Below are 14,540 nucleotides of genomic sequence, written 5' to 3' on the forward strand. Positions count from 1 at the left end.
GACAAAAAGATGGCCAATAGGTCGACATTTTTTGATCGTCTAGCATACACGCGCTTATCAGGGGGATAATCAATCCCAAGCCATAAATTCTTCGATTTGAGTATCATAAAACTGCTTAAGCCGGCGCTTGATGGAACCGGTTTTGCCGGCAGACGCAGGATAAAGCGCGTCATCGAGGCTCACAAAGTGATAACCATTCTGACGATAAAGGTTAATAATATCCGGCAGAGCGTAAGCATTCAGCAGGTTGGCGTGGATCAATAAAATCTGGGGTTGATCCGGTTTGTGAATAACCCGGTTGTGTTCTTCGGCTTTGAGCGTCTGTTCCCAGATGAAATCGATATAACAGGGTTTGAGCACGCCCATAAAAAAGCGGCGCTCTTTTTCAGGAACCGACATCAGCAATTGGTTAAAAACAAAATCACGGCTATCGATCGTGATCGGGGCCACATGGTAATGTTTTTTAGCGAGGTAATTCATCACACGCTCTTTTTTTTCACCCTGCCCCACCACCAGGTAAGGAAAGCGGAAATATTTAGGGCGCGTTAACACCGGCTTTAAAATGTTATCGGCCTGTTTGATCTCGTCGATGTAGGCCTGGGTGTCCATGCGGTTAAGATTGGCGTGGGTCAGCGTGTGGTTACCGACGCCAAATCCTGAATCGCGAAACTTCTTGAGCATGGGCATGTTGCCTTCGGTGACTTCACTGGCAATAACAAACCCTGTCGCAGGCACACCATTCGCCGTTAATGTTTCAATGATTTTATTAAGATGGAAATTTTTGCTTTCACCGACAAAAGGAAGATCATCGATAGTAATCGCCACCGCACGCTGGGCCTGAGTGATTGTTGTCGTTAGAAACAACAGTAAGCCCATCATTAATAAGGTTTTTTTAAAAAACAATCTATTCATCCGCTCGTTTCAGGTTAATTCACTGCACCGCATTAAACCAAAGGTCAATGCCAAAATGACCAAATAATAACACATAAGCCAACAATTATACATATTGGATTTTTTTAAGAAGAACGTGGCAGAGCGCACCCCCTGCCAGATCAGGATTCTATCCGCATTAAACGTTGAGATGCTCGTCATCACCGTTGTCGTGCTCCTCCACGACGGCATTGGCATCGCCCTTTATTTTCCCCAGCTGATCTTTCAGGGAATGCAAATGGTCGACCGCATCAATGCCTATCGGCAAAGGCTTAATCACAATGACCTGGGCTTCACGGGCCGCTTTCAGTATACGTGCGGACTCAAGCATGGCGGCAGCAAAACCTTCATTGAACTCACTCATGACACTGGACTGGTTAAAGGTGTCGACGGAGTGCTCAACCACCAGGTTGATGGCTTGGTTCTTACCGATAATATTGATGACTTTTTTTACCCGATCGTAGGCATCATCACAAGTGTGCAGGGGTTTTCCGGTCGTGGGATCGAGCTCCATTAATTGCGAGTCGTCATTACTGCTTAATACTTTGCTGGTCACGGTTTCCTTTTTCATGGAGACAACGACTTGTTTGTACAGATCGCCTGCCGAGGCATGGACCGGCACATGGGCACCGTAATCGGGGTTATACTGCGTGTCAAGGTAGTTTTTAAACCCATTGGCCGCCTCCTTGAACTCCTCCAATTTTTCACTTAAAGCTATGTTTTTAGCGTAATCGTCAAATATTTTAAAAAAATTCTTCTCGGGTGCAGCAGGAAATTTGGTTTGCAAATGAGTCAATAACGCATTCGAAATATCATCATCAGCCCCCGGATTATGTTGCGTCTCATAACCAGTTATTTCTTTCGTCAATGCGGCGACGAAGGCATCAGTCTTATCGCGATAAGCACAGGTTTCGATCGCATGCTGCACGTAGGCATTAACCCAGGGGTAGTGGCCAAGCGCTTCCTGCACATCCGCCAGCGCAGGATTAGGCCCCAGAGCCTGCAGTTCGGTACTGCAGGCAAGAATTTGTTGATCCAGCAGGTCGGTGCGAAGATTGTTTACCGTATCGTCCAACTGGCTGTTTTGATCCAGGACTAATTTCACACCCTGATAAGTCAGGTTCGCCGGATTTTGCTGGGAATGGCGCGCATAGGCTTCCACCAGGTGCTGTTTAGCCAGGGCGTCATTCATGCCCACCAACTCGTTAAATTTAGTGCGCATGTCGCTGGGCTTGACCCTAAAGGCCTGAATTTCTTCGACACTGAAAAAGGGAATATTGTCCGCATGCTGCCGCCAGCGAACCAGGTTGTCAAATCCGTTGTGGCCACACTCCACGGAATCGGCCAGCATGATGCCATCATCTAACAGAAAATCACGGAATTCATTGGTAAAGGCCGCACTGTAACAGGAACCAAAAATAGCAGCCCCTGTATTCATGCCTTTGTCTTCCAGTTTGGCAATAATAGCCTGAACGGTTTTTTTCTTAAGGCCGCTTGTCTCTTCATCCACCTGGCCATTAAACCCGCCGCCGTGTCCGCCGCCCAAATAAAAAACGCTGACATGGCGATTTTGCTCATAATCTTCCAATTTACCTAAAATGTAGGCTTCTGCATCCTCCTTGTTGTGATCCAGATGCAGAATCAACTGATCCCCAGTATTTTGCCGGGCGGAGGCGTAAATAAAATCCCTGACGCTCGTTTCCCGCAGCAGACTAGCAGGAATGGCTTCGTTGTTATTCAGCTTGGTCTGAAATTCTTTTAATTTCGCGGGTGAAGCGTCGTTAATGACCAGCGGTCTTTTAAACTGACATAAAGCAATGATCGATGCCACTTCCGAGTCTGTCAGCGCAGACACGTTACGAATGATGAGGGCTGATTTATCCACGTGATTCTCCTTTCTTTACGCCATTCCATAACACCCCTTTTTCGGGGTGCAGGCTTATACAAAGCGGTTACTTTGGCCGACAGGCGAGCTGTTCTCACCCTTTTTCGATTGATTCTGGTAAAAGGAATAGGGGTTATGATTCGGGTACTCCCCTTTAACAAGCGCTTCATAGCGTTGTTTTACCCTTCCCATAAAACTTAATTCTTTTTGTTCGTCAGCCTCAAATTTCACTTTCTGGCCCAACGTTTCAAAAAGAATCTGAGCGACTTTGTCTGCACCGGTTAAACCAGACAGGCTCGAATCATCCAATCTTACGCTTTCAAGCTTCGGCGTATTGAGTTGTTTTAAGAACTGCTCAAGCGTGTATAAATCCAGTTTTTGCAGCGAATTATTGGCTAAATCAAACATCAACAGCCCGCTTTTGGCTAAAGAATTGGCAATAGCCAGTAAATCGTCCGGCTTGTTAGCGCCTAAATTGTTGACGCATAAAATCAATTTTTTAATGCTGGAATCTTTAAATGCCGCAATCAACAGGGCCAGATCCGCTTTCAGAAAACTCAGGCCGTTGTGCGATAAATCGACGGTTTCAATGCCAGGCGCATACTGCTTGATGGCTTCCACCATGGCAATTAATTCCGAAATTTTTCTCTTTCCAAGTTTCGAGCCAGCCAAATCCAGCGTCTTGTCAGATCCGTCCTCTTCTTTCTTTTCCCCTTGGGTCGGATTCATAAAAAATTGTTTAATTTGTTCGTCAAGGGGGATATTGGCTTTTAACTCAATCTTCATGTGATCCTCACAATAAAGTAATGTAATAGTCTATGGTAAACCGGACTTTATAAAATACAAGCCTGTTTGCGTAGGAATATGCCAAAATCAAGCGGCTTTTTTTGGGGATTGGTGGTAACCTACTTTTTTATTTACCTGACTGTTTTAGCAAGTGGTTCATTCCGTTTTTGAAATTCGCGGCCTGCGTTGTGAATTGGTCCGCAAACCCATAAAAAATTTACACCTGCGTGTCTATCCCCCGGATGGACGCATTCGCGTCAGTGCACCGTTGCGCATGAATCAAAAGACCATTGAACAATTTATTATCGCTAAACAGGATTGGATTGAACAAAGCCGTCAACGCTTTTTATCCCGGGTACCACCCGCACCGCGGCATTACAATGACGGGGAAATCCATTGCCTTTTTGGCCAGCCCTGCATTCTCACGATCAACCCGACCTCGAAACGCCCCTTTTGCTCACTCAATGGGCAATTTTTGTGTTTAAACATCGCAGCCGAAGCGTCTTATGAGGACAAAGCCTCGCTGATCGAGGGGTGGTATCGTGAACAACTCAGGGAGCAATTGAATGAACTCATCCCTCGCTGGGAAAAAATAATTGGGGTTAAAGCCAATGCCGTTGGCATTAAAAAAATGAAAACCCGCTGGGGCAGTTGCAACACCCGCACCGCACGCGTCTGGTTCAGCCTCATGCTGGCTGAAAAACCCCTGGCTTGTCTTGAATACGTGGTGGTGCATGAACTGGTGCATTTGCTGGAAGCAAGCCATAATCATCGCTTCCATGGCTTTATGAACCAGTTTCTTCCTGATTGGCAAAAACGAAAAGCCTTGCTGAATCGTTAATTGGAACAGGGGTTATTAGTCGCCGCACAGGCGTCATCACAATAAGCCAGGCTTTTTTCCACCTGAATGGTCGAATGGTGAATATTATGCTCTTCCTTAAGCTGTCTGACCAACCGTAAACGGGCATCATCGCTTAACTCCTGCTCAGGCATCCACAAGTGCACCGACAAGGCATTTTCCTTGGTGCTTAACGCCCAAATGTGTAAATCATGAACCTGCTCCACCCCTTTTTCCGCCTGCAGTAATTGCTGCACCGCCGTCCAGGAAATCCCGCGCGGAACCGCATCAATGATCAGACGGAAGCTATCCGTAAACAGCGTCCAGGTTCCTTTGAGAATGATAAAGGCAATCAGTAAGCCCACCAGCGGGTCAATCCACAGCCACTGGGTCCAGTACATTAATGCAGCCGAAATCACCACTCCGACAGAAATCAGCGCATCATAAAACAAATGCAGGTAGGCACCGCGAATATTCAAATCATCACTGCCACGAATGAATAAGGCCGCTGTTGTGCCGTTAACGACAATACCAAGGCCCGCCACCATCATGACTGACAAGGCTTCGATTTCGGAAGGAGAGAACAATTTATACATGGCTTCCGTTGCGATAATACCGCAGGAAAACACCAGCAAAACCCCGTTGGCCAATGCGGCAAGAATGGAGGTTTTTTTCATCCCGTAGGTCGTGTGTTCTGTCGGCAGCCGTTTGAGCAGCCCATTGGCTATCCACGCCAGGATCAAACTGAGCACATCTCCGAGATTGTGAATGGCATCCGCCAGCAGACTGGTGGAATTAGCCCAGTAAGCGTACAAAACCTGAATGATCACAAACACGCCGTTGGCGATGATGGAGATCAGGAAGGCTCGATTAAATTCAGCGGGCCCATGATGATGCTCATGAGCATGGCCTTCCCCGGAATGATGATGGTGGTGATGCCCCATGCGCTGTCCTATTGCTCGACTGAGCTGGAATCCGATGAATCCAGTTCATTGCTGTAATAATTAATACCAATTTTAATCCGATCACGCTCGTTTTGTTTACGCCAATTGTTCGTATCACGCAACGAATAAACGCAGCCGCAATATTCCTGCTTGTAAAAATTTTCACGCTTGGCAATTTCATACATGCGCGCCGCGCCGCCGTTTTTACGCCAATTGTAAGTCCAGTATTCGATGTGGGGATAACGGCTTGCCGCGCGGGTGCCGGCGTCATTAATCTGATTCATGTCCTTCCAGCGCGAAATACCCAGTGAACTGCTGATGACGGGAAAGCCGTGTTCATGCGCATACAGCGCCGTGCGTTCGAAACGCATGTCAAAACAGGCTGTGCAGCGTTTACCACGCTCAGGCTCCCACTCAAGACCCTTGACGCGGGCAAACCAGTTGTCTTTGTCATAATCCGCATCAATAAAAGGAATAGCATGCTTTTTGGCAAAGGCGATGTTTTCCTGCTTTCGGATTTCATATTCCTGCACGGGATGAATATTCGGGTTATAAAAAAAGATGGAAAAATCGATGCCTGAATGAAGCAGGGCTTCCATCACTTCCCCGGAGCAGGGTGCACAGCAGGAATGCAGCAGCAATTTGTCTGCGCCGTTGGGAAGAACCAGTTGTTCACGTTCAATCATGATGTGCTTTCCCCCCTGCTAATAAAATGTTCACGATAATAAGCCAATTCGGCGATGGAATCTTTGATGTCATCCAGGGCAAGATGTTTGGATTCTTTGGTGACGCCATTCATTAATTGTGGCCGCCAGCGCTTCACCAGTTCTTTGAGCGTACTGACATCCAGATTGCGATAATGGAAGAAGGCCGCGAGTTCCGGCATGTACTTGTAAAGAAAACGCCTGTCCTGGCAAATGCTGTTGCCGCACATGGGGGATTTGCCTTTGTCCAGGTATTGCTTTAAAAAATCAATGGTCATTTGTTCTGCCTGGGCTTCACTGACCGTTGATTCCTGAACCCGTTTCACCAGGCCGGATTGGTTGTGTTGCCGGGTATTCCAGTCATCCATCCCGGACAGCACCGCTTCGCTTTGATGAACAGCGATGACCGGACCTTCCGCCAGAATAGTAAGCTGTGAATCGGTCACGATGGTTGCGATTTCGATAATTCGGTCGCGTTCGGGTTCAAGCCCCGTCATTTCCAAATCCAGCCAAATTAAGTTATTGTTGTTTTTCATAGTTTTCCCACGAATCAAGATCCGATTTAATGGCTGCCGCACGGCGCTTGCTCAATTCATCTTTGATGGCAGCGCCCTGATAGCCTTCGTTAAGCAAAGCCTGTGCAGAAATCTGATTGCAGACAGCGTACATAGCTCGCCAAAAAGCACGTTGTCCGTAGCAATTTTTTCCCTTTCCCAAAGAATCCGCTTCGCAAACGGTTAACAATTTTTCAAATTGCTGCGGCCGGCGAAAAGCATCGGTTCGCTCCAGCACTTTGACAATGGTCTGAGGCCGCAGCTCTTCCACCCGATGGATCAGTAAATGAAAGCGCGAAACCAGCACAGCCAGTTTACGGTATTCAGCCGGGACACGCAGACGGTGACACAAGGATTCTATCACACTCACGCCGCTTTCTTCATGGCCGTGATGTTTTGGCCATTGACGCATCGGTGTTAAAGCTTTACCCAAATCATGCACCAATGCGGCAAATCGGGCCGTGGTGTCCTCGGTTAACTCAACAGCCGCCTGTAAAACCATCAACGTATGGATGCCGCTGTCGACTTCGGGATGGTAGCGGCGCGTGTTGGGTACACCAAACAAGGCCTGGATTTCGGGTAATATCACCGACAGAGCGCCACAGGATCGCAAGGTCATAATGAACACGTCCGGATTCTTTTCCGACAAAGCCCTCTGCAGCTCCTGCCAGACACGCTCGGCGACTAAGTGATGCAACTCGCCATTGTTAACCATCTTGTACATCAGCAGCCGGGTTTCATCGGCCACCCGAAAACCTAAATGCGCATACCGTGCAGCAAACCGTGCAACGCGTAACACACGCACAGGATCTTCAGCAAACGCAGGTGACACATGCCTTAACCATTTGCCCTCTAAATCCTTGGCCCCGTGGTAAGGATCAATCAGTCGTCCCTGTTCGTCCATGGCCATGGCGTTTATAGTCAAATCGCGCCGCAATAAATCCTCTTCCAGCGTCACATTGACATCGTACTGGCAATCAAAACCATAATACCCCGGCCCTTTTTTCCGTTCCGTGCGGGCCAAGGCATATTCCTCGTGCGTTTCAGGATGCAGAAAAACCGGGAAATCCTTGCCCACCTGTTGATAGCCTTGCTGTAATAATTGTTCAGGCGTACCGCCAACAACCACCCAATCCTGTTCTTTGACCGGGTAACCAAGCAGTCGATCACGAACTGCGCCGCCCACCAGATATACTTTCATGCTCTCTCTTTTCCTAAAGACTGTCGTTTTTTTTGAAAACGGGCGATAATTTTCATACACTTGCTTTATGGAAATTTACCAATAAAAAACCAATAAGGCAAAAATTTGGCATATCAACAGGACCATGAGACGTGCTCAATTGCTCATGTAAAGGCAGGAATACATGGATGCAACACTGTCTTTCATTTCAATTTGCCATCATACTGCAGTTTCAGCCATTATAGACTTCATTGATTATGAGTAAAAGACGAATCAATAAACAACAAAGCGCCCGCATTCAGAAAATACAGGCCAACTACCGTCTTGATGTCACCAATGACTTGTCAAACAGTGAAGACGGTCTCGTTTTAACGCGATTTAGCCGCCATGCCGAAGTCGAAGCCACGGATGGGCGGCGTGTGCATTGCTCCATCCGACCGAATATCGAGTCGCTGGTAGCAGGCGATCGGGTGATCTGGCAAACCCAGGGGACTGATCAAGGCGTTGTGGTGAGCTGCTACCCCCGAGAAACCGTTCTCGAACGCCCCGACAAACGCGGCATGCCACGTGCGGTAGCCGCCAATATCACGCAATTGATGGTGGTTGCCGCGGTGAAGCCGGAATTAAACTGGCCGCTGCTTGACAGCTACCTCGTGATGGCGGAGCACCTGAAATTGAAAGTCTGCATTCTTCTTAATAAAGTGGACTTGCCCTGCGACACATTAAAGGAACAATTCCTGGCGACTTATGTCCCTTTGGATTATCCTGTTTTGTTTATCAGCCGCGAACAAAACCTTGGTTATGAATGCCTTGAATCGTTACTGGCTAATGAGACCAGTGTTTTTGTGGGTCAATCCGGCGTTGGTAAATCGTCAATCATTTCCCAAATTTTACCGGAGGAGAACAACATTCAAACCGCCGAGATTTCCTTAATCTCCGAATTAGGCTGCCATACCACCAGCAACTCACGCCTTTATCACTTGCCGCATGGGGGGGATTTAATTGATTCGCCGGGCGTGAGGGAATTCAGTTTGTGGCAAATGCCGGTGATTGACATTGTTTATGGTTTCAGAGAATTTCGTGAACTCACCGCCTCCTGTAAATTCAGAAATTGCAATCACATGGATGCGCCAGGGTGCGCCATCCTGGCAGCAAGCGGCCAGGACAACCGCTTTCATCGCCGCTATGAGAGCTTGATGAAACTCATCAATCAGCGTTTGCCTGCCTCTTATTAGGAGGAATACAAGGCGAGCGAGTGAGCTGTTTTTTCTGGAATCTCAAGACTTAATTTTTTCTCGATGTACTCATTTAAAAACGGTCGATGTTGAGACGTTTCGGCATTGGAGTTGATGACCTCGCTGAATTTCTTCAATACGCCGTTGAATGACAAATCGTCTAAATTATTAAATTTCACATCACCCAGTTTGTTTTTGATGGTTTGAACGCCATGTTCAACATCCGGCGTGAAAAACCCACCGTGCTGGTTTTTCAGTTTTTGATAAACACAGCGATAGAGTAAAAAGTCGAACACTTTTTCATAAAACAGGTGGGGTGACTCCAGTTTATAAGCGCGTAACTTTCTTAATACATCTTCTTTTTGTGTTCCTAAGCGAGTTAACAATTCGACAAATTTGATATTAACCCTTATCCAGATTTGATAATTGTTTTGATCCTGAGTGAGGGTATGCAATGCTTCCTCAATAAAATGCTCTATGTTTTTTCTTAACTCAGGCTTTTGAATTGCCAGATCTGATAACACAACAATCAGAATTTTCGGATCAAAAGCAGTCCGATTGCTATCGAATAAAGAGCCATTCTTAACACTTTGCAGCCATTCATTGGTATCCGCAGAACGCAATATGACAGTCCTCACCCTCTCATCCTGCAGAGCAGGAATAATGATATTCTCCATGATAGAAGCATAAACAAAACGCATGTTATTGGTGCCATTTTTAAGCGCTTCATCTATGGCAGCAAACAGCTCACTGCCCGTTTTGGTAACTAAATTACTAGAATCCCATAAAGATAAATTATACCGTCCGGCTAAGACACAATTAAATTGATGGGTCATCAACGAAACCATAATAATCAGAATGCGGCGTGTAGCCTCTTCCTCATCAATGCCATCATAACTTCGATAAACCCTTCGCGCAGAAAATGCCCGCATGTGTTTTAATTCATTGAATTTTTTTAATTCTGCCTGCGGATTATAATCACAGACCAGTTTCGCTAAATGTTTCGTATAGACTGCAACACATTCACGAGCCGAATCTTCATGGCTTTTGCCCGTTTGAATATCAAACAGGATTTTAGCCACTGTGAAACGATCCTGCCGCCAGGTGATTTTTTGTTGATACAATCGCTCGCGCTCATCCTCTGGCAGTTTTCTCACAAACTCGCTGAATTCACCATAGGCTATTTCAGCCTCGACCGACTCTTTAGGGGTATATTCCTTACCATAAATTAAACCGTTCGGGTACAAAGCCGCATTAACCAGTTTAGCCAAGGCCTCCACGGTACTTTTTTGAATGGCGGGTGTCGATTTACCTTCTTCAGCCCGCAGATAATCATCATAAAATTTAGTAAATTTGAGGCGCTGCTCTTCTTTCAGCGTAAGGGGTACAGGGACCTGCGGATTGCAATTGTAAAAGGTGCCATGGGTTTTATGGTGATTGACACAATTAGTCAGCAAGATCAACTGAGTGCCATCATCAGCCAGGATAAATGATGTCAAGGGATAAGCCATTAATGAAACCGCTGTAATCGGATCACTGTCATGGGATAGGGTGGGTATGAGAATACGATAATAATTGCGGTTGATAAGCCCCGCACCCGCGAGCCTCTGGGCCAGTGTAATCCATGCCTTATTCACGTCAGTCGTTAAGCGCAGGTAATCGTTAGGCGTGTCAATGATGCTATTCCATCGTGACTTGTAAAGCAAAGCGATGTGTTCCAAAACCTCGTCATCAATGGTTGATTTTCTTTTCAACATCTCTTTGATTTGTTGTAAAGAGGCATTCAGATGAGAGTAAGGCCGGCAGTCCAGTTGATTAAGCAGTTCCTCCAGGTTGGAAAGGGTAAAGAACGCACCGGCGCCTATCGCCTCATAGCTTTTACTAAACGCAGGGCATGTGGAGATAAATGCAGGATTTTTAGCTGACAACCATTGCGCCACGGGAGCCAGCTTGTCTCCAATGTCTGTATCGTTTTTCCAGCAAGAGACCAGAATTTCGAAGAGGTAGATGGGTTTATCCTGATAATTGAACTTAAGGCCATAAAAATTGATGGCCTGTTTCAAGCTGCAATTATTAATTTCGCCTTGTAAATTGAGTAACGCAAAACGAAGATCCTTTCGATCTTTCTTCTCTACGGCATTGAGCACATCCAACAAAGCCATAAGCAATTGAGGCGAGTAATCTTCTGATTTCTTCCAGCCAGGTGCTATTTCTTTTAGTAAATAATTCCAAAAGCTTTCATATTGCATGTTACCCAAATTAAAAGACAACCCTTCACCCGTTTTACTCTGCAAACGATACATTTCTTTTATCGATAAAATTCGAGGGCTGATGTCTTTGGGGATATCATGGATTGCCAGCATGCCTGTTAGTTTGAGTTGTTTAATCAGGGCTTCAACACTATGCCAGGTTTTATCATCGTCACCTAAAAAAAGTGAACTGGGCGGGTAGGATGAGATTTTAGAAAAGCTATCAGGATCGAATTTGGACACGGGCATTAACACTTCGAGATAACTCTTTTTCAGTTCTCTGCCTAAATCGTGAGCGAGATCAACCCAGGGCTGATTAACACCCGAGGCATTAAATGTATAATCCGCATCGCCATCAACAATCCCCTCCCAACGTTTGGCGTAAACGTCTAAGAGATCATTGATGTCTTGCTCCTTGAGAGCAGAATCGGGTGATAAATTGGAATATTTCAGTCCCATTTCATCAATAAGAGCAGCATCGCCCGGATGTGTTGGTTGCTCTTTATTAGAAAATAGGATTAGGAATTCATGTATACGACTTACTAACATACTACCCTGCTTCCCAAAATAGGGTTCTCCATTCTATCGTAAATGAAACTCATTTACGAGTACTCAAAGGTGGGGTTATTATCAGAATGTGTGCTTGCGCGGAAATCGTTTTAAATTACAACTGGATGGATGCGCGAGCAAGACAGCATTGAGTAAGCAAAAGACTGGCCGATCAGGTTTGATGTTTCTATTGGGTTGTCATTCCTCGGTAGGGACATTGAATTAACGGGATGGGTTGCCCGCCTGCGCGGGCAGGGCAGCATCGGGTTGTCATAGTTGCGTTGGCTTGCTGTTCACGCTCTCCCATGACTCCTGCTTTCCTGTTTACTCTTTCTCTCTTGGCCTTCCTCTCCCCTCGCATCCCTTTTCTCCTGGCTCCTCCCACCTTTTTTGCCCGCGCAGGCGGGCCCATTTGAAACCCGGTTGTCTTGTCTCAGGATTAGGCACAAGGGTTTCCTGATGGATGCGCGCGAAAGACAGCATTGGGGAAGGTAGAAAGCCTATGCCTGTCATGATTTCAACAAAATTTTAACAAAAAAAAAGCGGCCCAGTATCTACTGAGCCGCTTCGCAATAAAGCCCTGGCGATGACCTACTTTCACATGAGGAAGCCTCACACTATCATCGGCGCGAGTCTGTTTCACTTCTGAGTTCGAGATGGATTCAGGTGGTTCCAGAATGCTATGGTCGCCAGGAAAACGGTTTAAGCGTCATGGTTGTCTCGGTGCTACCCGATTGGCCATGAGGCCGGTAAAGAATAGAGTCACATTCATGTTATCCATGTAACCTGAAGCACATCAGGTTATATGGTCAAGACAATCAGCCAATTAGTACGAGTTAGCTTCACGCATTACTGCGCTTCCACACCTCGCCTATCAACGTCGTAGTCTTCAACGGGCTTCATGGGAAAACTCATCTTGAGGGAGGCTTCCCGCTTAGATGCTTTCAGCGGTTATCCCGTCCGAACTTAGCTACCCGGCAATGCCACTGGCGTGACAACCGGTACACCAGAGGTTCGTCCACTCCGGTCCTCTCGTACTAGGAGCAGCTCCTCTCAATTTTCCTACGCCCACGGCAGATAGGGACCGAACTGTCTCACGACGTTCTAAACCCAGCTCGCGTACCACTTTAAATGGCGAACAGCCATACCCTTGGGACCTGCTTCAGCCCCAGGATGTGATGAGCCGACATCGAGGTGCCAAACACCGCCGTCGATATGAACTCTTGGGCGGTATCAGCCTGTTATCCCCGGAGTACCTTTTATCCGTTGAGCGATGGCCCTTCCATACAGAACCACCGGATCACTAAGACCTACTTTCGTACCTGCTCGAGCCGTCACTCTCGCAGTCAAGCACCCTTTTGCCTTTACACTCTTGGTACGATGTCCGACCGTACCGAGGGTACCTTTGTGCTCCTCCGTTACTCTTTGGGAGGAGACCGCCCCAGTCAAACTACCCATCATACACTGTCCTCATCCAGGATTACTGGACCAAGTTAGAACCTCAATAATAACAGGGTGGTATTTCAAGGTCGGCTCCATGCGAACTGGCGTCCGCACTTCTTAGCCTCCCACCTATCCTACACAGTTATCATCAAAGTCCAGTGCAAAACTATAGTAAAGGTTCACGGGGTCTTTCCGTCTAGCCGCGGGTACACTGCATCTTCACAGCGATTTCAATTTCACTGAGTCTCGGGTGGAGACAGTGTGGCCATCGTTACGCCATTCGTGCAGGTCGGAACTTACCCGACAAGGAATTTCGCTACCTTAGGACCGTTATAGTTACGGCCGCCGTTTACCGGGGCTTCGATCAAGAGCTTCTCCGAAGATAACCCCATCAATTAACCTTCCGGCACCGGGCAGGCGTCACACCCTATACGTCTTCTTACGAATTTGCAGAGTGCTGTGTTTTTAATAAACAGTCGCAGCCACCTGGTCTCTGCGGCCCTCAACAGCTTTGTTGCGCAGGCAACTAACCATCAAGGGCGTACCTTCTCCCGAAGTTACGGTACCATTTTGCCTAGTTCCTTCACCCGAGTTCTCTCAAGCGCCTTAGTATTCTCTACCTGTCCACCTGTGTCGGTTTGCGGTACGGTTTCCTATAAGTTATGGCTAGCAGCTTTTCCTGGAAGCTTGGCATCAATGACTTCTCTGTACCCCGAAAGGTCAGAACCACTTCGCACCTCCGTGTTAATAAGAGACCGGATTTGCCAAGTCTCTCCACCTACGTGCAAGTACCGGGACAACCAACGCCCGGCTCACCTAGCCTTCTTCGTCCCCACATCACCACTTATAGAAAGTCCAGGAATATTAACCTGGTTCCCATCGACTACGCCTTTCAGCCTCGCCTTAGGGGCCGACTCACCCTGCTCCGATTAACGTCGTGCAGGAAACCTGGGACTTCCGGCGTGAGGGTTTTTCACCCTCATTATCGTTACTCATGTCAGCATTCGCACTTCTGATACCTCCAGCCCACTTCTCAATGAACCTTCATCAGCTTACAGAACGCTCCCCTACCACGTGCACTTAGTGCACATCCGCAGCTTCGGTGTATGATTTTAGCCCCGTTACATCTTCCGCGCAGGCCGACTCGACCAGTGAGCTATTACGCTTTCTTTAAAGGGTGGCTGCTTCTAAGCCAACCTCCTGGCTGTCTATGCCTTCCCACATCGTTTCCCACTTAATCATA

10 protein-coding genes and 2 rRNA genes (1 of these 12 running past the window's edge) are annotated in these 14,540 nt (G+C 47.2%); 2 read left to right on the forward strand and 10 right to left on the reverse strand.

Features of this window, described 5'->3' with window-relative positions; genetic code table 11:
* Positions 1–69: 69 nt before the first annotated feature.
* From DYE45_RS12885 to DYE45_RS12895, 3 genes are all read right to left on the reverse strand, one after another.
* On the reverse strand, positions 70–879 hold the full coding sequence (locus DYE45_RS12885; RefSeq protein WP_242602740.1) for a polysaccharide deacetylase family protein: 810 nt from the start codon (positions 877–879) through the stop codon (positions 70–72).
* A gap of 190 nt (positions 880–1,069) precedes the next feature.
* Positions 1,070–2,815 carry a hypothetical protein gene (locus tag DYE45_RS12890; protein ID WP_108295003.1) on the reverse strand — a complete coding sequence of 582 codons (1,746 nt, stop codon included), beginning with the start codon at positions 2,813–2,815 and terminating at the stop codon, positions 1,070–1,072.
* A 54-nt stretch (positions 2,816–2,869) separates the two neighbouring features.
* Positions 2,870–3,601, reverse strand: a complete 732-nt coding sequence (locus DYE45_RS12895; protein WP_108295005.1) for a hypothetical protein — start codon at positions 3,599–3,601, stop codon at positions 2,870–2,872.
* A 151-nt stretch (positions 3,602–3,752) separates the two neighbouring features.
* Between DYE45_RS12895 and DYE45_RS12900 the strand changes: the two genes are divergently transcribed.
* A complete protein-coding gene (locus DYE45_RS12900; RefSeq protein WP_108295007.1) occupies positions 3,753–4,442 on the forward strand; it encodes a M48 family metallopeptidase in 690 nt (229 codons plus the stop codon).
* On the opposite strand, the gene DYE45_RS12905 is transcribed toward DYE45_RS12900, so the two are convergent.
* From DYE45_RS12905 to DYE45_RS12920, 4 genes are read right to left on the reverse strand one after another with little or no spacing between them, the layout of a single operon-like run.
* Positions 4,439–5,383: a cation diffusion facilitator family transporter gene (locus tag DYE45_RS12905; protein WP_108295009.1), complete on the reverse strand. Its 945-nt coding sequence runs from the start codon at positions 5,381–5,383 to the stop codon at positions 4,439–4,441. The two genes, DYE45_RS12900 and DYE45_RS12905, sit on opposite strands and share 4 nt — an antisense overlap.
* A gap of 8 nt (positions 5,384–5,391) precedes the next feature.
* On the reverse strand, positions 5,392–6,069 hold the full coding sequence (locus tag DYE45_RS12910) for an epoxyqueuosine reductase QueH (protein ID WP_108295011.1): 678 nt from the start codon (positions 6,067–6,069) through the stop codon (positions 5,392–5,394).
* Positions 6,066–6,623 (reverse strand): oligoribonuclease, encoded by a 558-nt coding sequence (orn, locus tag DYE45_RS12915; RefSeq protein WP_108295013.1) that lies wholly within the window; start codon positions 6,621–6,623, stop codon positions 6,066–6,068. The genes DYE45_RS12910 and orn overlap by 4 nt, the downstream gene beginning before the upstream one ends.
* Positions 6,607–7,842: a multifunctional CCA addition/repair protein gene (locus DYE45_RS12920; RefSeq protein ID WP_115300986.1), complete on the reverse strand. Its 1,236-nt coding sequence runs from the start codon at positions 7,840–7,842 to the stop codon at positions 6,607–6,609. The genes orn and DYE45_RS12920 overlap by 17 nt, the downstream gene beginning before the upstream one ends.
* Before the next feature lie 236 nt (positions 7,843–8,078).
* Between DYE45_RS12920 and rsgA the strand changes: the two genes are divergently transcribed.
* Positions 8,079–9,056 (forward strand): ribosome small subunit-dependent GTPase A, encoded by a 978-nt coding sequence (gene rsgA, locus DYE45_RS12925; protein ID WP_108295017.1) that lies wholly within the window; start codon positions 8,079–8,081, stop codon positions 9,054–9,056.
* Here rsgA and DYE45_RS12930 read toward each other — a convergent pair.
* The 3 genes from DYE45_RS12930 to DYE45_RS12940 form a co-directional block, all read right to left on the reverse strand.
* A complete protein-coding gene (locus tag DYE45_RS12930) occupies positions 9,053–11,764 on the reverse strand; it encodes a hypothetical protein (RefSeq protein WP_108295019.1) in 2,712 nt (903 codons plus the stop codon). The genes rsgA and DYE45_RS12930 overlap by 4 nt on opposite strands.
* Before the next feature lie 668 nt (positions 11,765–12,432).
* Positions 12,433–12,548, reverse strand: a 5S ribosomal RNA gene (rrf, locus tag DYE45_RS12935).
* A gap of 111 nt (positions 12,549–12,659) precedes the next feature.
* A 23S ribosomal RNA gene (locus DYE45_RS12940) occupies positions 12,660–14,540 on the reverse strand; it runs 1,014 nt beyond the window's last position.

The sequence above is a fragment of the Legionella taurinensis genome (genome assembly GCF_900452865.1).
In the GTDB taxonomy this organism is placed as follows: domain Bacteria; phylum Pseudomonadota; class Gammaproteobacteria; order Legionellales; family Legionellaceae; genus Legionella_C; species Legionella_C taurinensis.